The sequence below is a fragment of the Enterovibrio coralii genome, assembly GCF_001559595.1.
GTDB classification, from domain to species: Bacteria; Pseudomonadota; Gammaproteobacteria; order Enterobacterales; family Vibrionaceae; genus Enterovibrio; species Enterovibrio coralii.
Genome location: NZ_LNTY01000025.1, coordinates 92,377 through 113,198 on the forward strand (window position 1 = coordinate 92,377; position 20,822 = coordinate 113,198).

21 protein-coding genes and 1 pseudogene are annotated in these 20,822 nt (G+C 46.9%); 15 read left to right on the forward strand and 7 right to left on the reverse strand.

Annotated features, from left to right (window positions below):
- Positions 1–44: 44 nt before the first annotated feature.
- The 4 genes from ATN88_RS07540 to ATN88_RS07555 form a co-directional block, all read right to left on the reverse strand.
- Positions 45–938, reverse strand: a complete 894-nt coding sequence (locus ATN88_RS07540; RefSeq protein WP_067413643.1) for an SIR2 family protein — start codon at positions 936–938, stop codon at positions 45–47.
- 219 nt (positions 939–1,157) lie between these two features.
- Positions 1,158–1,487 carry a GIY-YIG nuclease family protein gene (locus ATN88_RS28835; RefSeq protein WP_408607700.1) on the reverse strand — a complete coding sequence of 110 codons (330 nt, stop codon included), beginning with the start codon at positions 1,485–1,487 and terminating at the stop codon, positions 1,158–1,160.
- Positions 1,488–2,175: 688 nt separating this feature from the next.
- Positions 2,176–2,775 carry an HNH endonuclease family protein gene (locus ATN88_RS07550; protein WP_198158345.1) on the reverse strand — a complete coding sequence of 200 codons (600 nt, stop codon included), beginning with the start codon at positions 2,773–2,775 and terminating at the stop codon, positions 2,176–2,178.
- A gap of 29 nt (positions 2,776–2,804) precedes the next feature.
- On the reverse strand, positions 2,805–3,821 hold the full coding sequence (locus ATN88_RS07555) for a DUF262 domain-containing protein (protein ID WP_067413650.1): 1,017 nt from the start codon (positions 3,819–3,821) through the stop codon (positions 2,805–2,807).
- Between the two features lie 476 nt (positions 3,822–4,297).
- Here ATN88_RS07555 and ATN88_RS07560 point away from each other — a divergent pair, with 476 nt between their 5' ends.
- Entirely contained in the window at positions 4,298–4,657 is a 360-nt protein-coding gene (locus ATN88_RS07560) for a hypothetical protein (RefSeq protein WP_067413653.1), read from the forward strand.
- Between the two features lie 227 nt (positions 4,658–4,884).
- Here the strand turns inward: ATN88_RS07560 and ATN88_RS07565 are convergent, their stop codons facing one another.
- Both ATN88_RS07565 and gdhA read right to left on the reverse strand, forming a co-directional pair.
- Complete coding sequence (locus tag ATN88_RS07565) at positions 4,885–5,259, reverse strand: hypothetical protein (RefSeq protein WP_067413657.1); 375 nt, start codon at positions 5,257–5,259, stop codon at positions 4,885–4,887.
- Positions 5,260–5,536: 277 nt separating this feature from the next.
- Positions 5,537–6,882, reverse strand: a pseudogene (gdhA, locus tag ATN88_RS07570) (NADP-specific glutamate dehydrogenase).
- 507 nt (positions 6,883–7,389) lie between these two features.
- On the opposite strand from gdhA, the gene ileS reads away from it, so the two are divergent.
- The 3 genes from ileS to ATN88_RS25780 all read left to right on the forward strand — a co-directional run bounded on the left by ileS (position 7,390) and on the right by ATN88_RS25780 (position 10,899).
- Positions 7,390–9,276 carry an isoleucine--tRNA ligase gene (ileS, locus tag ATN88_RS25770; RefSeq protein ID WP_157490679.1) on the forward strand — a complete coding sequence of 629 codons (1,887 nt, stop codon included), beginning with the start codon at positions 7,390–7,392 and terminating at the stop codon, positions 9,274–9,276.
- Positions 9,276–10,520: a DUF5915 domain-containing protein gene (locus tag ATN88_RS25775; protein ID WP_157490680.1), complete on the forward strand. Its 1,245-nt coding sequence runs from the start codon at positions 9,276–9,278 to the stop codon at positions 10,518–10,520. Before ileS ends, ATN88_RS25775 begins: the two co-directional genes overlap by 1 nt.
- A 229-nt stretch (positions 10,521–10,749) precedes the next feature.
- Positions 10,750–10,899 carry a hypothetical protein gene (locus tag ATN88_RS25780; RefSeq protein WP_157490681.1) on the forward strand — a complete coding sequence of 50 codons (150 nt, stop codon included), beginning with the start codon at positions 10,750–10,752 and terminating at the stop codon, positions 10,897–10,899.
- A 79-nt stretch (positions 10,900–10,978) separates the two neighbouring features.
- Here the strand turns inward: ATN88_RS25780 and ATN88_RS07585 are convergent, their stop codons facing one another.
- Positions 10,979–11,353, reverse strand: coding sequence for a cupin domain-containing protein (locus ATN88_RS07585; protein WP_067413664.1), 375 nt, complete (start codon positions 11,351–11,353; stop codon positions 10,979–10,981).
- Between the two features lie 417 nt (positions 11,354–11,770).
- Here ATN88_RS07585 and ATN88_RS07590 point away from each other — a divergent pair, with 417 nt between their 5' ends.
- The 11 genes from ATN88_RS07590 to ATN88_RS07635 all read left to right on the forward strand — a co-directional run bounded on the left by ATN88_RS07590 (position 11,771) and on the right by ATN88_RS07635 (position 20,812).
- On the forward strand, positions 11,771–12,205 hold the full coding sequence (locus tag ATN88_RS07590; RefSeq protein ID WP_067413668.1) for a cupredoxin domain-containing protein: 435 nt from the start codon (positions 11,771–11,773) through the stop codon (positions 12,203–12,205).
- Positions 12,206–12,342: 137 nt separating this feature from the next.
- Positions 12,343–13,704: a HAMP domain-containing protein gene (locus tag ATN88_RS07595; RefSeq protein WP_067413671.1), complete on the forward strand. Its 1,362-nt coding sequence runs from the start codon at positions 12,343–12,345 to the stop codon at positions 13,702–13,704.
- A 317-nt stretch (positions 13,705–14,021) separates the two neighbouring features.
- Positions 14,022–15,971, forward strand: a complete 1,950-nt coding sequence (locus ATN88_RS07600) for a PQQ-dependent dehydrogenase, methanol/ethanol family (protein ID WP_067413674.1) — start codon at positions 14,022–14,024, stop codon at positions 15,969–15,971.
- Between the two features lie 53 nt (positions 15,972–16,024).
- Complete coding sequence (locus tag ATN88_RS07605; RefSeq protein WP_067413678.1) at positions 16,025–17,443, forward strand: ankyrin repeat domain-containing protein; 1,419 nt, start codon at positions 16,025–16,027, stop codon at positions 17,441–17,443.
- Positions 17,440–17,823, forward strand: a complete 384-nt coding sequence (locus ATN88_RS07610) for an ankyrin repeat domain-containing protein (protein WP_067413682.1) — start codon at positions 17,440–17,442, stop codon at positions 17,821–17,823. Before ATN88_RS07605 ends, ATN88_RS07610 begins: the two co-directional genes overlap by 4 nt.
- On the forward strand, positions 17,820–18,704 hold the full coding sequence (locus ATN88_RS07615) for an ABC transporter substrate-binding protein (RefSeq protein WP_067413685.1): 885 nt from the start codon (positions 17,820–17,822) through the stop codon (positions 18,702–18,704). Before ATN88_RS07610 ends, ATN88_RS07615 begins: the two co-directional genes overlap by 4 nt.
- A complete protein-coding gene (locus ATN88_RS07620) occupies positions 18,701–19,030 on the forward strand; it encodes a type 1 periplasmic-binding domain-containing protein (RefSeq protein ID WP_067413689.1) in 330 nt (109 codons plus the stop codon). Before ATN88_RS07615 ends, ATN88_RS07620 begins: the two co-directional genes overlap by 4 nt.
- Positions 19,027–19,389, forward strand: coding sequence for a YVTN family beta-propeller repeat protein (locus ATN88_RS26075; protein WP_198158346.1), 363 nt, complete (start codon positions 19,027–19,029; stop codon positions 19,387–19,389). The genes ATN88_RS07620 and ATN88_RS26075 overlap by 4 nt, the downstream gene beginning before the upstream one ends.
- On the forward strand, positions 19,329–20,000 hold the full coding sequence (locus tag ATN88_RS07625) for a PQQ-dependent catabolism-associated beta-propeller protein (RefSeq protein ID WP_198158351.1): 672 nt from the start codon (positions 19,329–19,331) through the stop codon (positions 19,998–20,000). Before ATN88_RS26075 ends, ATN88_RS07625 begins: the two co-directional genes overlap by 61 nt.
- Positions 19,990–20,346, forward strand: a complete 357-nt coding sequence (locus ATN88_RS07630; protein WP_067413693.1) for a hypothetical protein — start codon at positions 19,990–19,992, stop codon at positions 20,344–20,346. The genes ATN88_RS07625 and ATN88_RS07630 overlap by 11 nt, the downstream gene beginning before the upstream one ends.
- Positions 20,330–20,812, forward strand: a complete 483-nt coding sequence (locus tag ATN88_RS07635; RefSeq protein WP_198158347.1) for a c-type cytochrome — start codon at positions 20,330–20,332, stop codon at positions 20,810–20,812. Before ATN88_RS07630 ends, ATN88_RS07635 begins: the two co-directional genes overlap by 17 nt.
- Positions 20,813–20,822 lie beyond the last annotated feature (10 nt).

Here is a 20,822-nt window from a genome sequence, read left to right on the forward strand (position 1 = left end):
AAAAGAATGCTATTGCCTATTGACCGGAGAAGGGCTCATATGTGTTAAGTGTATTTTTCGGAGATCTGATCAATAGCACGGTTATAGTAACCAAGCTTATCTAGTTGGCTGTTGTCTATTTCTACGACCTGTACACCTACACTTTTGAGGAGATCCAATTTACTCTTCGAGACATCAACGTAGGTTTTAGGGATATAGTAGTACACTTGATTAAATATCAATAAACGCTTGGTGTGCATGGACTTTTGTCTGAAAGTAAGCAACCACCATAGATCATTTTCATTAAAATCCAAAGATAGACCAAGAATATGGACGTCTTTAGTGAAGAACATATCAACCCATGATAAGTGCTCAACTTTATCCTCTTTGAACCGCTTAGTTAAAGGCGAAAAAGAGCGATTTTTGTAAGTATCTTTAGTGCCAGTAACAACATAACTGCGCATATGCTGCAAATATCCACTGTAGTGCTCATAGCCTAATGTTATAGATTGATAAGCATTTGCAGAACCATGAATATGCCAAACTTTTTTATTCCCAACTTCATGATAACGAAACAAATTGTAAAGTGACTCTTTGATGTAACCACTATTTTTGAGTGACTTGATGTTAGAGGACAATACAGACTCAAGGGACAAATCATAGTTAGTTGTGAGAATATTTTCACAGCTTAATTCCATCAAACGTTTATGGATAGTGCTTGATTGGATATCACTGACATGGCTAGCAACAAATTTTTTAACTACACGTTCGTCAAATGAACCACTAGTGTCTAAGCCCTTGAAGTAGATTTCTTCATAAGCTAGGGGAAAAGGCTTATCTTTAGGAAAATCCACCGAAATTGACAAGTGTTCTGTAAGGTCCTTAAGAAGATCCTCCCATGATTTTCCGGCAACAATATTATTGATATCATTACCAACTAGTACAACATAATCTCTCATACTTCCTCTATACACTTAACGCCCTGCTAAGGGGTGAGCAACGCCACCACCTGACCTAAAGCATTGTCACGGAAACACTAAAGTCGATTCAAACTGAAAGTGCCAAGCGTTGCGAATCTGCTTGAATTTATTGTTAAATTTCAGACTCCGAAGTAGTACCACCTGATTAGTGGTCCTACTTTTTACTAGCAACGATATTAAATTGATGAAATGAATTACTCAGAAGTACTGATTGCCTTTTTCGCATGTGTAGTCAATCTCAAGATCTTCCCACGCTTTTTCTATTAGCACACTAATAGTATATAAATAGTCGTCAGCGAGATCGTACCCGAAGTGGGGGTGAGGTGTAGCTAGTTTATCTACATCACTCTCTGTAACCAGATGGAAAAACTCACGTTTTCGGTTAACTCGATGGCCTACCATAACTTGGTGTGCAATAGTTTCAGCTTCTATCATATTTGATACTTTCCATACAGTATGAATATGCATAGGCTCAGCGGTACCAGTTGTGTGTAGTTGTTTTCGCCTAGCTACAGGTTTATAGATAATCCAATCTTTATTTCATTTGGATTTGTTTCGTTCACAAAAATATAAATATAACCTGGTCCTTTCGGTGATCTTCCTGCCATAGATAAACGCCTCATTATATGTATTTTCTTTTACGTTACATCGCCTATTAAAATTAAACCAAACTCACATCAACGTAACAGAGTGAAATTTAACATCTTATTAACGGGAGGCTTGCCCGCTTAGTACAAAACTGGGCCGCCCGATTAGTCCGCGTACAGTTGTCCAAAATTACCATATACCCTCATAAATCAGTAGATTAACTTTTTTGTTGCGAACTTAGTTTAAGAATTCGGGCACCCCGAATTAAAAACGTGCACATTTTTACTATATGCATTTATCTGTGTTTTTATACAGCGTTAAATCAATAGAATAATTTGGCCTTAGAGAGATAAATCATGTGCTCAGATGCTCGAAGTATCAACTCACTTTGGGGCATCACGTGTCATAACAGATCTGCCTGAGACGAAGCTGGACAATTCTTAGTTAGAAATTGTACCGTCGCAGTTTGACGAACAGGGGAATCCATGTAGCTTTGCTAAGCGACAACAAAATAGCTGGCTAAAATTAGCGAGAAGCGAGAAAAAGCCAGCTGTTTTGTCCGTTTAAGTAATTTGTTAGTTTCTACTTTACGCGTAAGGTAGATGCCATATTGCTTTAGCTTGTTTCGCTAAATATTTTTGTCTAGCTTTAAGGTTATCTTGATTCCACTTTTGATAACCAAACTTTTCGTTAATTCATATCTACTCGTTTTATAAACTTCAGATTTATGCTCAAAATTTTTGTTGCCAATAACACGATTTTTATCCGGCTCTAACAATGTGAAATTTCCAAGCCTATAAATAAAACTTTCTTCAATATCTTTAGGAAAGTTTTCACTCCATTCAGATGATGGATTTTCTGGCAACACATGCTCAAGTGAACCATTGTCATGCTCAAAATCAAATGAATGTTCTGATAGGTGGTTTTCGATGCTATAAACTATATATCTAGCCAATTTCGCCGATCTTTTAGTTCTGATTGATTTGGATTCAAAGTTACGTTCAAAATCCTCATTGCTGACATAAAGTGGTTGTAATATAATAAATATATCTCTTGCCGTTCTAGCAGTTCCTGCATTAATTGCTTTACATGCCTCATTATACTTTGACTCTAACGCATTTGGGTTTAACCCTGAGATCACTATATATCTAAAAGAAATTACTGAGCAAATCCTTAAAGTAGCAGTCCAATCATCATGATCTAAGTACAAATATGCATTAATCAACAATGGATAACATTGGGTAACATTAAAAAGACTTAGTTCTCTAATATGCTTTTTAACTCTCTCCTCACCTTCCCATAATTGATGGCTGAATCACTTAGAGCAGCATAAACCTCAGAAACCTCACTCATGCTATTTAACAGCTCAAACGCCGTACTAGGAGTATTGATGTGCCTTTTAACAGTCTTAAATAATTCTTTTTCTTGAATTAAGCCATTTTGCATCATCCAATAGTGGCGTAGAAATTTCGGGAATCCCGAGTATGAAACGTGATTAATAGTTATATCCCAGATATTTTTAACATGACTCTTATCTGCCTCGTCAACTATTGAAAATAGATAGTTTTTCAATAAATCAGTAACAGATAAGTCTAAGCCTCGGTCATTTAGCGTTTCAAAAATAAGATAAGCACTCAAATCATCCGTTGCTGTAATTTGGATAAATAACAAGCTATCAGAAATATACTCAACAAAAGAAATTAATGAAGTAACATCTTCACCCATAAAAATCTCTTCTTTAATCAATTCCTTATAATAATTAAAGCACTCGAAAAGTAGTTTATTGCTCTTGATGGTTGACTTTATATTTATAGGCTTTCTAAAGTTGGTTAAATAGGTTGAGAAGAAAGGGTTGTTACTTTCATTTAATTCAATTTTATTTTCATAGTTCAATGAAGATAAAGATTTCTTTCCAACAAAGTCGGTAATTAGAAGCTCTATTCTTTTTTTATTGTTTTCTACATCAATTTCGCGTTCAACCAGATCATTTAAAGTATCAACCACGGCCAGCACTAATATTGTAAGAGTTGTCAATCTTTGCTGACCATCGATAATATCGTATTGCTTTTTATTTTTAGATACTAAAACAACAGAACCCATATAATGTTTGGAATCATTTTTCCTATTGGTCTCTATGTCTAACCATAAATCATTCCAATGAGTTTTGCTCCAAGAATAGTCTCTTTGATATAGAGGAACTTTAAATTTATTGTCACCTTTGATTATTCCACCAAAAGTATCTGTCTCTGCATTTAAAAAATTTTCTGCTGACATTGCCAACTCTCCTTGTGAAAACTAACAACTTATTAGCGGGAAACTTGCCCGTTTATCGAAAACCGGGACACCCGATTAGTCCGCGTACACTTTTACCAACTTACCATATAGGTGAATTAAATCAGTGGATTAACTTTTATGGTTGCGATCTAAATGGGAGAATATTGGAGTCCGTTACTAAAAATATGCTCATTTTCACTATATACATTGCGCTTTGTATTTATACAGAAGAAATGTATAAGAAAAATTTAGACTTTGTGGGATGATTCGAGCTCTCAGATGGACGAAATGCTAACTCACAATGGGGCAATTTAGCGTTTACTCAATCCACACCGATTAGCGCGAACAATGTGGACAAAAATTAGCCACCCATATAGAATCCCCCGCTTCTTGGGTAACATGACTTACCTTAACCTTTCAGACAGTGCATCAGGAGACCGTTTCTGTCTGCGTTTACTCAAACACAGGCACGTCACATGCACATTCTCAAACTTAGCGGTACGCTCGCAGTAGCGACGCTTTGTATTCAACTCGTCAACATGATGAGTGTCCGCTACCTTGATACCTCCAACATACTCCTGTCCGCAGCGAAGATTTGTCTTGTCGCGATTCCGTTTATGTATATTGGTAGTGTCGGCTTCTCGGTCTATTACGGGAGCGGTGCGCTGAAATTTCCCTATGTATCTCTCGTACTCATGGCGGCTGGGTTTTCTACCCTATTTGGTATTGTGCTGACGTTATTTTTCCAAAAGGTGATCCCAACTCCCCAACAGATTGTTGGCTGCGTACTGCTATTGGCAGGGATTGGTGCCACGGTGCTGGGCAAAAGTACGTGATGGGTTAGAAGAAATTACGATAGACCCATTCGCTAACCAGCCTACATTCTTCCGCTTATCTCAAACAAAAACCTCAAACAATGGCTTACCACGAATTCTTAGCTGGCGATCACGCTGAGTTAAAAACCACAGATATCAAAAAGGCGTTATAAATCAGATTTATACGCCTCAGAAAATAGAGCATCACTTAAGCATGTTGGCGTTTGGTGACTACGCCGATTTTACGCTTAGTCAATGTCGCAATCGGTGCAGCTTTGCAGTACAACTTCATGCTCGAACACTGCTGCGTCGCCGCCCTCTGCCAGAAGCTCGGCGATTTCTTCCGCCACTTCTTGCTCGTCGTCCGCTTTAACTTGGCTCGCAAGGTCTTCTTCTGAGTAGCCGTAGAAGTTCAGCAACAAGTACTCACGCGCTTCGTCTTTCGTGCAAGTTACGTTTACCAAAAGATCGGTTTCAACGTTGCCCTTAGCAATGATCGCCGTCATTTGCGCGACAACATCCTCTTTCATCGCTGCCGTTAACCAACCAAGGTCAGTGCTTACTTTGGTATTTTTACAGTTAAAACAAGGAAGTTGATGGAAGTAGTATTTAAAGTCAGACATAGGTATTTTTCTTCAAGTGTTTTTGTAGCCGAATTATGAGCGTTTTCTAGAAAAATACTATCTGAATTGGCATTGAACACGAAGCTTAAGTCAGGCACTTGAAGGAAACGCTCACCCCATTTTGTAATGGGTCAAGACCGCTCGCCAAACTCAACGATAGAAGCAACGAGAATGAGGCGGATGATGGGCCAATGTATCAAACGTTCTTCAACCCATCAGGTTTAACGACAAAAAAAGCCACCTCGCGGTGGCTTCTACATTTCTAACTAAGCGAAACTTAGCAAACGCCTTGTGCCAGCATCGCGTCGGCGACTTTTACAAAGCCCGCGATATTTGCGCCTAGCTCGTAGTTCACTTTGCCGGATTCATCACGACCGTATTCCACGCAGGTATCGTGGATGCGGCGCATGATTTCTTGTAAGCGTTGGTCAACTTCTTCGCGGCTCCAGCCCAAGCGAAGTGCGTTTTGGCTCATTTCTAGGCCAGAGGTTGCCACGCCACCAGCGTTAGAGCTTTGCCCGGCGCATACATGATGCCAACATTGTTAAACACAGCGACGGCGTCTGCAGTACTCGGCATGTTCGCGCCTTCTGCGACCAGTTGAACACCATTGCCAGCTAGCATTTCTGCGTCATGGGCATCTAGCTCATTTTGGGTCGCACAAGGCAACGCAACGTCCATCTCATACTGCCAAGGTTTACCGTTCTCGCTATACATCAAGCCCATCTTATGGGCGTAATCTGCAACGCGGCCACGCTGGACGTTTTTAATGTCCATCAGGATTGCGAGTTTTTCTGGCGTAAAGCCTTCAGGGTCATACACAGTGCCGCTTGAGTCAGAAGCGGTGACCACACGCCCGCCCATGTGCATGGCTTTTTCAATCGCGTATTGTGCGACGTTGCCCGAGCCAGACACACCAACACGTTTGCCTGCCAATGATTGACCTTTTTCCTTCAACATGGCTTCTACAAAGTACAGCAAGCCGTAACCTGTCGCTTCTGGGCGGATCAGGCTGCCGCCAAACGACAGGCCTTTCCCCGTAAACACGCACTCGGCACTGTTGGAGAGCTTTTTCATCATGCCGGTCATAAAACCAACTTCACGCGCGCCAACGCCAATGTCACCGGCTGGTACGTCGGTGTCTGCACCTAAATGACGGTGCAATTCCAGCATTAACGCCTGACAGAATCGCATGATTTCGTTGTCACTTTTTCCTTTCGGGTCAAAGTCACTGCCGCCTTTACCGCCGCCCATTGGCAGGGTAGTTAGCGCATTTTTGAAGGTCTGTTCAAAGGCAAGGAACTTCAGCACAGAAGAGTTCACAGAAGGATGGAAGCGCATGCCGCCTTTGTAAGGACCAATGGCAGAGTTGTGTTGAACGCGGAACGCGCGGTTCACATTCACTTTGCCTTTGTCATCGACCCAGCTAACGCGAAACTGAATTAAACGCTCTGGCTCGACCAAACGCTCCAAAATGCCCGCTTCAATGTACTTCGGGTTTTTCTCTACAAAAGGCCAAATCGAGGAAATTACTTCTGTTACTGCCTGAAGGAACTCAGGCTGGTTGGGATTGTTTTCGGCAACACGCGCCAAAAATGCATCTTTAAGCACAGCTTCTGTCATCACGAACTCCGTCTACGTAAAATAACACTGCCCTGAGAATAGATATGTATCCAGTTGTATATGTTTATTCCAATCAGGGTTTATAGCAGGTTCGAGATCGCCGCTCCTAAAGAAGATGGTTAGGTTTTAATCACATATCTAAATCTGGAAATAAAATATTTTGTTTTGTTTCTTTTGATTGAGGAGTAATGTAAATCCGTAGAGTCACATACCTCAAAAAAGCCTCAAACCCTTGTCCTTCTTGAAGCACAGCCTCTGCGCGCCGCATAAAATCCATTCACTTTTCATTCAATCTCAACCCATATCGAATGCAAAACAAGCAGTTGACATACTCTGAGATAAGTGGAAATCTGTAGTGATGAAGACGCAAATGCACACCCAACGAATTATTATCATCATTTCTTAGGAAATGGTGGGATAGTTTGCGTCACTAGAAACTTTCAAAACCCGCCTAAGAGGCGGGTTTTCTCATACTGGGCCTCTTAGGAAAACGACCGAGAGGCAAGCATGGACACGAAGCAAGACCCGTCATCAAATAGCTTTTCCTTCGTCAATGCCGAGCATGATGTGCTCACGTTTTGGCAAGAAAACCAGATCTTCCAGCAGTCGCTAGCGCAATCGAAAAACAAACCCGAGTTTGTGTTTTACGATGGCCCTCCATTCGCGACTGGCTTGCCGCACCACGGTCACCTTGTCGCCTCCACCATTAAAGACATCATCCCGCGTTACCAAACCATGCTTGGTCACCATGTCGACCGTCGATTCGGTTGGGATTGTCACGGCTTGCCTATTGAGCATGAAATCGACAAAACCTTGGGCATGTCCGCCAAAGAAGCGGTCGAAAAGCTGGGAATTGCGGCCTACAACAACGAGTGTCGTGGCATTGTTCAGCGCTATACCTCGGAGTGGGAGAAGACCATCACGCGCCTTGGTCGTTGGGTCGATTTTGAAAACGACTACCGCACCATGGAGCCTTGGTACATGGAATCTGTGTGGTGGGTGTTCAAACAGCTTTGGGACAAAGGCTTGGTTTATCAGGGCGAAAAGGTTGTCGCCTACTCCACCGAGCTCGAAACCGTACTTTCTAACTTCGAGGCCTCTTCAAACTACAAAGATGTTCAAGACCCGGCAGTCACTGTGCTGTTTAAGCTCGACGATGACGACGCTTACTTCGCCGCTTGGACAACTACACCTTGGACGCTGCCTTCCAACCTTGCGTTGTGTGTGAACCCAAACATTGAGTATGTAAAAGTCCTCGATAAAGGTATCGGCAAAGCATTTTGGCTGGCGGAAGGGCGACTGGAAGCGGTATCAAAAGGTAAAGATGTTGAGGTGCTTGAACGCGCTCAAGGCTCAGCACTAGCAGGCAAAGCATACAAGCCACTTTTCCCGTATTTCGCCGCCGAGAAAACCAACGGTGCTTTCAAGGTGTTGAGCGACAATTTCGTTTCGTTGGACAGCGGTACGGGCATCGTTCACATGGCTCCCGCGTTTGGTGAAGACGACCAGCGAGTGTGCAAAGCGCATGGCATCGACGTCAGTGTTTGCCCGCTCGACAGCCGCGGACGATTCACACAAGACGTGTCGGACTTTGCAGGTTTGTATGTGAAAGAGGCGGATAAAAAAATCCTGCAATCTCTGAAAGAAAGCGGTGCGCTGTATCTTCACGAAACCTTGGTACACAGCTACCCCTTCTGCCCACGCTCAGATACGCCAATCATCTACCGCACAGTCCCATCTTGGTATGTGCGCGTATCGTCGCTCCGTGACAATCTCGTCGCCAATAATCAGCAAATTCGTTGGGTGCCAGAGCACATCAAAGACGGCCGTATGGGTAAATGGCTGGAAAACGCGATTGACTGGGCGATCTCCCGAAACCGCTATTGGGGCACACCGTTGCCAATCTGGGTCAATGATGTGACGGGTAATCACAAGTGCCTTGGCTCTATTGAAGAGCTGACAGTGCTCACTGGTCATCACGTATCTGATCTGCACCGCGACCATATTGATGATTTGACCTTTACCCTCGACGATGAAGAAGGTGTTTATCGCCGCATCTCAGAGGTATTTGACTGCTGGTTTGAATCTGGCTCTATGCCCTACGCGCAAGTGCATTACCCGTTCGAGAACAAAGCGCAGTTTGAAGCGAACTTCCCTGCCTCGTTTATCGCAGAAGGCGTCGACCAAACCCGCGGCTGGTTTTACACCTTGCAAGTGCTGAGTGAGTGTCTGTTTGGCAAACCTGCGTTCACCAATGTGATCGTTAACGGCATCGTCAACGCCGAAGACGGCAAGAAAATGTCCAAACGCCTCAAGAACTACACCGCACCAGATATCCTGATGGAGCAATACGGGGCGGATGCGCTGCGTTTGTACCTCATCAATCAGGCTTAGTGAAAGCTGAGGAGCAGAAGTTTACTGACAGCGGCGTGCAGGAAATGGTGCGCCAAGTACTGCTGCCTTGGTACAACAGCTTTAAGTTTTTCAAAACCTACGCAGACATCGACGGGTGGCGGTCTGGCAGCGACACCACCAAAGACAACGTACTCGACCAATGGATTGTGTCGCGACTTGAAAGCTTAAAGGAGAAGGTGAATGCCGAAATGCAGGCGTATCGCTTGTATGAAGTCGTGCCGCCACTGTTCGAGTTTTTGGAAGATTTAACCAATTGGTATATCCGCCTCAATCGCGCGCGTTTCTGGCAAACCGAGATGAACGCGGACAAAGAGAACGCTTATGCCACGCTTTACTATTGCCTGAATACCTTCTCGACCTTGATGGCTCCATTTGCGCCGTTTTTGTCTGAACATGTCTATCAAGCATTGAAAGAGTACAGCGGCGAGTTCGACCTCCCTGTTTCTGTGCACCTTTGCGATTACCCGCAACCAGAAAGGACGTTGAAGCAACCTGTGTTAGAGCAAAGTGTTAAACGCTTCCAGCACTTGGTAGTAATGGGGCGCCAAATGCGCAATGACTTGAAGATCAAACTCAAAACACCGCTCAGTCGCGCGACAGTACTCCATCGAGATGCAGCTGTGCTTGCAGATGTAAAACGCCTTGCTGCTTATATCGAGTCTGAGCTGAACATCAAAACGCTCGATTTCAGCGTGGAGGAAAACCAGTTTATTGACCTCTATGCGAAAGCGAACTTTCCTTTGCTCGGTAAACGCCTTGGCAAAGAGATGAAACACTTCGCGGCCGCGATTGCGAAAATGACCGCCGAGGACATCGACACTTTGCAGCGCAATGGCGCGTTCGAGATTGACGGACAGCAATTTAACGGCGAAGAAATCGATATTTTCCGCAAAGCCAAAGACGGGGTGAACGCCGTATCTAACCGCTATATCTCTATGGAATTCAGCACAGAACTGACCGAGGAGTTGATTGCAGAAGGCATGGTACGAGAAGTGATCAGCCGTATTCAAAAACTGCGTAAATCGCAGGGTTTGGACGTCACCGACAAGATTGTGTTGTCACTGAACGCCTCTGCTGAATCGACGCCTTGGCTTGAACAGTACCAAGCGTACGTGATGACAGAGACACTGGCGGTATCACTCGATTTCGACCTTCAAGAAGGCGCAGGGGAACGCAGCGAACTCGAACTCGGCGCGGTGTCGATGTCTCTTCGCAAAGCCTAGAATCAAAAAAAGGAGAGTCGGCTACGGCTCTCCTTTTTCCTTTAAGGATTCAGCTCACTCTGCACAAGAAACGAGCGAATAAATGCAATTTGCGTGAGTTACCGTGAACTTGTGCAATCTACTGTAATGAAAGGTAAATTCGATATCACTACACGCTCGTCCTTCCTAACATGCGCCAAACACAACAGCCCTAAACCAAGGGCACATAAGCAAATTTTGGAGCTTGCGCATGTCTTCTTTCGAACAAAACACATCTACAACCTCATCATTAAAAAAGCTTTTGAATGCCATTCTCAACTTTCCGCCGTATTTGTATTTCCCCGTCAAACTGAGCAAAACCCAAAAGGCCGCCAGTGATGAGCCGAAAGAGAATGCCTAACTTAAATGCAAAAAAGCACCGAACAATCGGTGCTTTTTCAGCGTAAGCGACGTCTGTCGGTTTACCTTTGAATCGACGTTTACGCGTCATCCGCCATCGGTAGCTCGCTTTCAATAAAGTCGAACGCACCGTTGTGGACATACACCAGCTTGCAGGTGTTCACGTAATTTACACTGTGAATCTGACCCTTACGGATATAGGCCGTCTCACCTTGCTTATAAATTTCCACGGGGCCGTCTTTGACCAACTTGTTATTCTCAACGACGTAAAACTGTACGTGCATTTCGCCTTGGCTCATGACTGTCATATCATCGCCAGGGTGACAGTGTGGCGGCTCGGACGTCCCTGCATCCCAACCTTCAAGCATCAACTCCACCCCATTTGGGTCAGTCGGCAATGTCCCACGGTAAGTAAACCCTTCTGGCAGATCTGCTCGGTTCTTAGGTTTTGCCAAACGTCGCTTGTTTGCATTGTCACTCGATTGCTCGCCATGTTATCCCCCTTTTCAGGTTCAGCGATTCTACATATCTGACGTAGTGTATCAGCGCAGCGGCAGGAGAGATTGCGGCAAAAGTGGGAACATACTTTTCGGCGTTTGCGCAGCCAAATGGGCACATTGCCAAACAATGCCAGCAATCTTAAGGACATAGTCCCGAGTTTCATCCCATTGAGCGGGTTCCTTGTGACACTCTTGTCTCACCCTCAGTATTTCAACGCACATCGCGCGACGGCCAAACTGCAAACGCGCCGCCATCACATATACTGTCGACGTCTCTGTTCAAATGACAATTTATCTAAATTGACCACCTTGCTAGGCTTGGCGTGTTGTGGCGCGAGGCGTTGGCAAGGCGAAACAGAGAGGAATTTCAACATGGATAACACGTTTTCCCCTTTAAAACTCATCGGCCTGATGGCTTTCTTATTGCCAGCCCTTTCCTTTGCAAAAGGTGACCTTTCACAGCGCGCGACGGAATTACCCAAATTGGTATTGGGTAATACGCCAGACGGTTACGGCCTTTCCGAAAAGCAATACAACATAGAAACCGGAAAGTCCTATGTGCTGGAAATTGAAAGCACAGGCAACAAAGAATGCGCCTTCGAAGCCACCCGTTTTTTCAACAATGTGTGGGTGAGAAAAATTGAGCTCAATGGCATTGAGGTGAAAGCCAACGGCATCTATGAGCTGGAATTTGAACGAGAGGGCGAAGTTGAACTCTACTTTGTCCCAATCAAACCGGGAAGCTATTCCTATGAGTGTCGAGGGCTTGCTAGCAAAGGCATGCATGGCACCATTTCCATTGAGTGATTGCGTTGAGATAGACGGTTCAATTTAGCGATGTGACGGCAACGCATAGCGGCTTTACACCGCTGTCTTTAAGTCGAGAAACATCAGCGGGTATCGGCTCATATACTTGGTTTATCACGAATAGACACAGAGTCGCTATGGTCCATCGATTTTCCATCACATCGCTGGTAATGATGCTGGTGACGGCGATTCTTGTCGTCTCCTGCGTCATCTTTTGTTTGCTGGTGATCAGCAATGCCAGAGAGTCGGTGGAAGAGGAAATGGAATCCACCTACGCACTAATCCAACAGTTAATCCTCAAGCAGGAAGACGATCATCCCGCTGTAAACCCGCAAATCTATGCTTCAGAGCTTGCTTCCGCGCTCTCAGCAGTTCGACATATCCATGTCAGGTTCGACGTTCCCCAACGTGGCTTCCCGCCTTCGACCCATTCCGCACCGAAGCACAATGGGAGAGACAGTGACGTACCGGCTTGGTTTATCTATTTGCTGTCACCAGATGAAAGCGAGGCCAGCCCTCCCATTGTTTTGCAAACCATTCATCCTGTTGGCCAACTCACTATCTTTCCTGACCCCTTGGATGAAGTAGAGGAAATTTGGGAAGAGAGTCTGCCCATCGTCTTGGCAATGTTCGGTATGTGTATTGCTCTGTGGCTTGGGATTTACACGGCACTTCGCTGGTCTTTGTCTCCGCTAAAGCAATTGACCACCAGCTTGGCAAAATTAGAAGCTGGGGAGTTGGACACGCGCTTGCAGCAAGACAAGGTCACCATGGAGTTAGGCCAACTTGTGGTGGCCTTCAATCAACTGGCTTCTCACTTGGAAAATGCCCGCTCAGCAAATCAAATTCTCTGTAAACGACTGTTGGATGTTCAGGAAGAACTTTGCCGATCCGTCGCCAGCGAACTGCATGATGAAATGGCACCTTATCTCTTTCGCATTCAAGTCGAATTACTCCAGCTCAAATCGGCAGGGGAAGCCTATTCTGACGAGGTGATAGCCGCTCAAATCGCTAACCTGCAGCAGCTTACCAGCCAATTGCAACAGCGCGTGAGAAACACACTGAAACTACTACGCCCGAAAGAGTTGGATGACCTTCCATTCGACCAAGCAATCGAGAACTTGGTGGAAATATGGCGGTCACGTTACCCTAATACACACTGGGATATCTGTGTCGATGTTGGTGATGCGCCGTTAGACGAAACCGTAAAAGTCACGCTGTACCGCGTCACACAAGAATGTTTAACAAATACCGTGAGGCATGCAAAAGCGACAGAAGTACACACGCGTATTTCTCAATTCAATACGACAAACAGCGCAGGCATCTCTTTAGCGTTCACTAACGACGGCTGCAAAAGCAATAAAATAAACAAAGGGTTTGGCCTACTCGGCATGCAAGAACGCATCACTGCACTAGGCGGCAAGCTCACCTACACGCTCTTACCCGAATGCGAACAATTTGAGCTGCATGCTGTGCTGCCCATCCACCTCAAAAATTGAGCTAATCCCTTCGAAGCATTGAAAAAGAGCATTGATACCCAGCAACAATCCTTTCTCATATTTAAACAAACAACGGTTTTTCCGCCTCTTAGCGCCTATTCACTCCAAATCGCATTAACAATCCCTCAAATATTGGGAATTTTTCCCTGATAAATTGAGGACTTTATTACCTTTCTGGGCTTTCTCCCCTTCACTAGGCTCAAGTGAACCCGCTCATTTGCTTTTACGCCATTAAGAACGAACAGAGACAAGGCTTTTTTGGTGTGAACGTCAGGCGGGAACAACCAGCTACTTGCATCAACGAGAGGGACAGAGCAATGAAATGGAAACACCCTGTTCGACGGTTGCTCATATTGCTGAATGCTGTCTTGTTAACCGCATTGACGGCAACAGGCAACATAGCAATCGCAGAAACGGCGTCGGAAGAAATAGATAAGCGCGCAATGAACGACAATCTTTGGCCCGCACCGGGCAGAGATAACGCACTTACCCGCCACAGCCAGCTCAAACAAATTGATACTGCTAACGTAGAAAACCTTCAATATATCTGGAGCCAATCCACAGGCGGATTACGCGGTCATGAAGGACAGCCTGTCGTGGTCGATATCGACGGCACACCCATGATGTTCTTCTCAAGTGGTTGGCCAAACATCGTGCAAGCCTTGGATCTTTCCGACCCGGACAATCCTGTTCAGGTTTGGAACTACGAGAAACAAACAGACCGTGATGAAACCGCTGTGCCTCGCGCATGTTGTGACACCATTCACCGCGGTTTGAACTATGCCAAAGGCAAAGTCATCACCCATACCTTGGACGGTTTTATCATCGCGATCGATGCCAAAACCGGTAAAGAAGTGTGGGTCACCAAGCATGCATACCCACCGAAAGGGGAAACGCATACAGGTCCTGCGCTTGTTGCAGAAGACTATGTGATTGCAGGCTTCGGTGGTGATGAATTCGCTGCGCGTGGCCGCATGGTGGCGTATGACATCGAAACCGGTAAAGAAGCGTGGACGTGTCATTCGACGGGATCTGATAAAGATGTCTGCATCACGCCTGACACCAACAAAGCCAACCCACACTATGGTGGCTATGGTGACGACTTAGGTATCAGCTCTTATCCAAAAGATGAGTGGAAAATCGGTGGCGGCGCACAATGGGCATGGCTTTCCTATGACCCAGAACTTCGCATCGTTTACGCAGCAACCGGTAACCCAGGTCACTGGAGTCCGTCATATCGTTGTGGCTATACCGGCGACAAACTGACGCACGAAAACTGTAATGACGGTACGTGGGATAACAAGTGGTCGATGACTATTTTTGCCCGCAACGTCGATAACGGTGACGTGGTTTGGGCGTACCAAATGACGCCGTTTGACCAATGGGATTACGACGGCGTAAACGAGAACATTCTGGTTAATATCGACATTGACGGTAAGAAAGACGTGCCTGTGCTGGTGCACTTTGACCGCAATGGCTTTGCCTACGTGCTGGATCGTCGAGACGGCACCCTGCTTCGCGCGCACAAATTTGTCACCGTTAACTGGGCAGAGAAAGTGGACTTGGAAACAGGTCGCCCAGTGAAAGTGAAGAAACACTCTCCTTTTGCAGTCGGCGTGAACACCCAAGCCTGCCCTTCCGCGATGGGTGGCAAAGACCAACAACCTTGTTCGGTTGACCCGAAAGAACCGCACATTTTCTACTGCCCAACCAACAACTGGTGCATGGAAGATGAACCGCAAAAACGCACGCACACCCAACAAGGAACTGTGTATGTGTTTGCCAACGTCTACATGTACCCAGAAGTCCCAGGCATCACGGGCAAGATTAAGAAGTTCAACGTCATCACTGGCGAAACTGAATGGGAGATTCCTGATCCGTATCCAAACTGGGGCGGCACACTCGTTACTGACGGCGGCTTGATGTTCTATGGCAGTAACAGCGGACACTTCCGCGCCGTGGACAGAAAGAGCGGTGAAGTGGTCTGGGAGCGTAAACTCGGCTCCGGCATCATCGGCAACCCAATCACCTACAGCGTTGATGGCAAGCAATACGTCTCCGTATTTGCTGGTCTCGGCGGGTGGATTGGCCTTCCGGTGACAGCAGGTCTCGACATGGATGACAAATACGGTGCCATTGGTGCAACCGCCATGGCGAAAGCCACCGGGCTCGACAAGATCCCGCAAGGCGGCGAGCTCTATACCTTTAGGCTGTTTGACAGCGAAACAGGTAAGTCCGTCGCATCCGTTCTCAAGCAAGAAGAATAACGTTAACGTCCTGCCCGGCATCTGTCGGGCAGGCTCAACTTTAAAGGACTGCTATGAGGTTTATTGCTGTACTCACCGCATTTGTTCTTACGTTCTCTTTAGACCTTTTGGCTGATGAACGCCAGGAAGTGTATGTCAGCGAAAAGAACTACGATGACATGACCTCCGCGGAGCTTACCAAAGCCAAACGCCTTGCCGAGAAAGTAAAAATACGCCCATTGGTTGCCTGCGCCGATCCCGGAAACCTGCCATTGAGCAGCATGGAAATACCGGGGTTTGATAACCGCATCGCGACCCTGTTAGCTGAAAAAATGGGAACCAGTATGCGCTTTTTTTGGCGCCCTTTTCTCGAACGCGGCCTAACACGCGAAACCTTTGCCAATAGAGAATGTGACTTGCTCCTCGGTATGCCTTACGGCTATCAATCTTTGCTTACCACCATGCCGATTTATCGTTCGACCTACGTGATGGCCTATCCCGAGAGTAAACCCCTCACCATCAACGGCTTGGATGATCCCAAACTTCGCAACATCAAAATCGGCACCTATCAGCATTCAGGACTGCGCGAAGCATTAACCCGAAAAGGTGTGGCGGAAAACATCATCGTTCACCCTATCCGGCAAGATACCGACATCAACCCTGACCACCAGCAATGGCGACAATTGCTCGAACTGGTATCCGGTGAATTAGATGCTGTCGGCATTTGGGGTCCGTTTGCGGGCTATGCAAAGAAAGTCGAAAACGCGCCGATTGATTATTTTCCCGTCAATCTGCTGGAAGACAAAACTCCGCTGGAGTTTTCTCTTGCCATTGGCATGCGTAAAAACGATGTGATTTTAAAATACGCGCTCGACAAAGCGATAACCGAGAACGCGCAAGAAATCGCAGACATTTTGACTGAATATGGCGTACCGCTTGTGGCCTGCAGCCAATGTGCTGTGCAGGGAGAACTCCCCTCGCATGGCAGCTACTACCAAAGCTTTATCAACGAAGCGGAAAGCCGATATCTGGCGCCTTTGCCAAAGTCCAATACACAGCTTGATACCGCACGCGCCACCGAAGACCAAAAGGTCGATTTGAATAAGCTCAAAGGCTGGCTGGCAGAAGGTGCCGATCTAAACGAAGAGCTTTCAAACGCCGTGCTCGCTGCCGATGAAACGCGGATCCGCTACCTGATAGGAGCGGGAGCCGATATCAATCTACGCACCAGTGCGGGGTTCACACTGGCTCATGAAACTGCGAAATACCGCGATTCCGACACGCTGGCCATTTTGCTTGAACAAGGTATCGATAAAAACGCCAAAGATGCCGCAGGCTGGACACCACTCATTCATGGTGCGTATCGCAATCATGTCCCCACAGTGGCGTTGCTCGCCAGCCATAAGGCGGACATAGAAGCCAAAACCAAAAACGGGTATACCGCACTTGGCTTAGCGATTGGCGAGCGAAAATTCTGGGCGGCAAAAGCTTGATTGAAGCAGGTGCCGATGTGAATGCTCCATCCGGTGAAAAAGGTCTGACACCTTTAATGCTCATTGCCATTCATAAAAAGTCTGTGCACCGCGAACAACACGTTATTGAAGGGGCGGAGCCCGGTGAAATTGCGAACCTTTTGATTGCCAAAGGCGCAGAGGTGAATGCGACGGACACGGCCGATGAAACCGCCCTGATGTTTGCAGCTGCGAACAACAATGCCGCCATGATTGGCCTGTTGATTCAAGCGGGGGCCGATCCTCTGGCTGTGGCAAGCGATGACAGGGTTGCCCTCGATATCGCCCGAGAAAACCGTCACGACGAGGCGGAAAAAGCACTTCGCCTGTTTACGCCAAGAAAGAAATCGGAGGCTCAATGATGCGCTTCGTTTTCTTTCTCATATTGGCGTTGTTGTTCCCACTGGCGGCATCGGCTGCCGATGCCACCGTGTATTCCATTCTCTACCTGACCAAAGACTACAAAACGCCACCACCTCTCTCTTTATTAAAAAAGGAGTGGACGGACGAAGGGCTCAAAGGCGCAGAATTTTCCGCTAAAGACGGCGATCTGGCAGGTCGCCTATTCAAAAAGTCCTATGTTGTGGTGCCAGCGTATCTCACTGAGAACGAGGCCATCTCGGCGCTTTCTGAGCGAGACTATCTTAGTCAATACCCATTTATTGTCGCCGATTTGCATCGTGACGATTTGCTCGCCCTCGCTGTGTTACCAGAGACGCAGCAAACCGTCATTTTCAACATTCGTGAAAAAGACGACACCTTAAGAACTGACACCTGCCTTCAGAACGTGTTCCATCTTATTCCCAGTCGCGCCATGTATGCCGATGCGTTGGGGCAATACCTCAAATGGAAACGCTGGCAGAAGTGGTTTTTAGTGCAAGGCAAACAACCCGCTGATCGCTTGTTCGCAACGGCATTAACACGTACCGCAGACCGCTATGGGGCAGATATCGTGGAAACGCGCGATTACCAGTTTGAAGCGGGGAATCGGCGAATGGAAACAGGCCACCAGCAAATCCAAACGCAAATACCCATGGCAACACAAGGAGCGCCTGATCATGATGTGTTAGTCGTCGCGGACGAGAGCGAAGCGTTTGGTCTGTACCTCGGCTATCGCAGCAAATCACCCCGCCCTGTCGTCGGCACTCAAGGCATGTTTCCCACGGCTTGGCACCGTTCTTTCGAGCAATACGGTGCGGCGCGTCTGCAAAAAATCTACGAACCTTCGCGGGCAGAGGCATGACCGAAAAGGACTATTTGGCATGGCTTGCGGTCAAACAAGTCGTCGCCTTCACGCTGCGCCATCAAGGCTCCTTTACCTATGCCGAAGTACGTCAATACCTGCGAGATCCGTCTTTGAAATTGGCGGGCTATAAAGGCCGCCCGATGAACTTTAGACCGTGGAATCAGCAATTACGTCAACCCATCATTCTGACGTCAGAAAGTGCTTTGATTTCCATGTCACCTATCGAGGGGTTTCTTCACCCGACCTTCCATACCGATACCTTGGGATACGACGAGCCTGAATCGGCTTGTCGTCTGACTGACAATCAAGGAGAGCTGTTATGACCTTTATCAAACGAGTCCTGCTGTACGTTTGTGCCCTAACAACCGCCACGACCTTCCCCGCCGTCGCTGGAAAGCTGTTCATTTCCAACGAGCGAGATAACACAGTCACTGTGGTTGACAGCAAAACCTTTGAACTGCTCAACACCATAGAAACTGGCCGCCGCCCGAGAGGGCTGATCACCAGTCCTGATGGCAAATTTATCTACGTTTGTGTTGGCGATGACGATGCCATCGACGTGGTGGATGTGGAAACCATGAAGGTTATCCGTCAGCTTGAGCCCGGCCCGGACCCAGAGCTATTGGATGTCGACCCAACAGGCAAGCGCATCTACATCGCAACGAGGACGATGCCATGGTGACGGTGTTGGATATCGAAAGTGGCGACAAGCTGGCAGAAATACTTGTTGGTGTAGAGCCCGAAGGCATGCGTGTTCACCCTAATAACAAAGTGACCGTCGCTACCTCTGAAGAAACCAGCATGGTGCACTTCATCGACAACGACACACTAGAGGTCACGGACAACATCTTGATTGATACCCGTCCTCGCCATGCGGAATACACACGCGACGGCAAACACGTTTGGGCGTCATCGGAAATCGGCGGCACGGTTTCTGTTATCGATGTCGATACACGAGAGTTGGTCAAGAAAATTAACTTCGCCATTCCCGGCATCAAACCGGATCTCATCCAACCTGTCGGCATGCGCATGAGTAAAGACGGTAAATACGCGTTCGTGGCTTTAGGGCCAGCGAATCGCGTTGCGGTGGTGAACACCAAAAACTTCGACGTCGAAAACTACATTCTGGTCGGTCAGCGCCCTTGGCACATGGAAATTCACCCTAATGGTGAGCAACTATATGTCGCAAACGGTCTGACCAATGACATGACAGTCATTGATGTTGCCAGCCAGCGCGCAACTGTCTCTGTACCCGTAGGCCGACTTCCTTGGGGTGTGGCTTATGCCGAGTAACACTTTCAATACTGGTTTTTTCGCACTGGTGTTTCTGCGCGTGCCCCTGTTCGCGCTTGCTGCTGAAAATCCTTGGGCTGAGCCCATTTGGAAGTCTCCGCCCCCACCTGAAAATCCAGATGCCGAATTCGACGGATTTGACCCTTACGCGTTGGCGATAAAAGCAAAAATCAAAACCGACTGCTCCATTCGTCTTATCTGGCATCGAGACGGGAAACTCTACTGCTTCAACAGTTTGACGTCGAAAGCCTTCTTTATGGACAACCCCGCTCGCTACATACGTCTGGCTAACCACTTTATAAAAACAACACCCAACATGGAGGTGAATGATGAGCAAAAACCTTAGTACCATAACGACACTACTGTTTAGTGCAGGTTTATTAGGGCTCTCAGCAACAGCGATTGCAAATGAAGATCCCACACCACTTGAGCTGGTTACTGCGAATCCGCAAGGCACTTTGGTCAACCCCTTCGACCCCACAGATCCCGAGATCGCAAAAGAGGGACATCAGATCTTTATGGAAACAGGCTGTAATGGATGTCATGGGGGAACAGGTGGCGGCGGAATGGGACCACCTTTATCCAACCAACGCTGGGTGTATGGCGATGAACCAGACACCTTGTTTCGTCTCGTGACGTTGGGAACCCAGACCCTACAAGAAAATGGCTATTCAAGAATCGCCTCAGAAAAGGTGAAAGCCCCCATGCCACCGCAAGCGTCTGGTGGCATTGTGATCATCGAATCCTCAGAGCGACTATGGAAAATAATCACTTGGATTCAATCCTTGCATCAAGAGAAGGATAACGGATGAGGTAATAGTG

Coding starts and splice junctions, on each gene's coding strand:
- ATN88_RS07540 (WP_067413643.1), bottom strand. CDS start 938: ATGAGAGATTATGTTGTACTAGTTGGTAATGATATCAATAATATTGTT.
- ATN88_RS07555 (WP_067413650.1), bottom strand. CDS start 3,821: ATGTCAGCAGAAAATTTTTTAAATGCAGAGACAGATACTTTTGGTGGA.
- ATN88_RS07560 (WP_067413653.1), top strand. CDS start 4,298: ATGCACATTCTCAAACTTAGCGGTACGCTCGCAGTAGCGACGCTTTGT.
- ATN88_RS07565 (WP_067413657.1), bottom strand. CDS start 5,259: ATGTCTGACTTTAAATACTACTTCCATCAACTTCCTTGTTTTAACTGT.
- ileS (WP_157490679.1), top strand. CDS start 7,390: ATGGACACGAAGCAAGACCCGTCATCAAATAGCTTTTCCTTCGTCAAT.
- ATN88_RS25780 (WP_157490681.1), top strand. CDS start 10,750: ATGTCTTCTTTCGAACAAAACACATCTACAACCTCATCATTAAAAAAG.
- ATN88_RS07590 (WP_067413668.1), top strand. CDS start 11,771: ATGGATAACACGTTTTCCCCTTTAAAACTCATCGGCCTGATGGCTTTC.
- ATN88_RS07595 (WP_067413671.1), top strand. CDS start 12,343: ATGGTCCATCGATTTTCCATCACATCGCTGGTAATGATGCTGGTGACG.
- ATN88_RS07600 (WP_067413674.1), top strand. CDS start 14,022: ATGAAATGGAAACACCCTGTTCGACGGTTGCTCATATTGCTGAATGCT.
- ATN88_RS07605 (WP_067413678.1), top strand. CDS start 16,025: ATGAGGTTTATTGCTGTACTCACCGCATTTGTTCTTACGTTCTCTTTA.
- ATN88_RS07615 (WP_067413685.1), top strand. CDS start 17,820: ATGATGCGCTTCGTTTTCTTTCTCATATTGGCGTTGTTGTTCCCACTG.
- ATN88_RS07620 (WP_067413689.1), top strand. CDS start 18,701: ATGACCGAAAAGGACTATTTGGCATGGCTTGCGGTCAAACAAGTCGTC.
- ATN88_RS26075 (WP_198158346.1), top strand. CDS start 19,027: ATGACCTTTATCAAACGAGTCCTGCTGTACGTTTGTGCCCTAACAACC.
- ATN88_RS07630 (WP_067413693.1), top strand. CDS start 19,990: ATGCCGAGTAACACTTTCAATACTGGTTTTTTCGCACTGGTGTTTCTG.
- ATN88_RS07635 (WP_198158347.1), top strand. CDS start 20,330: ATGAGCAAAAACCTTAGTACCATAACGACACTACTGTTTAGTGCAGGT.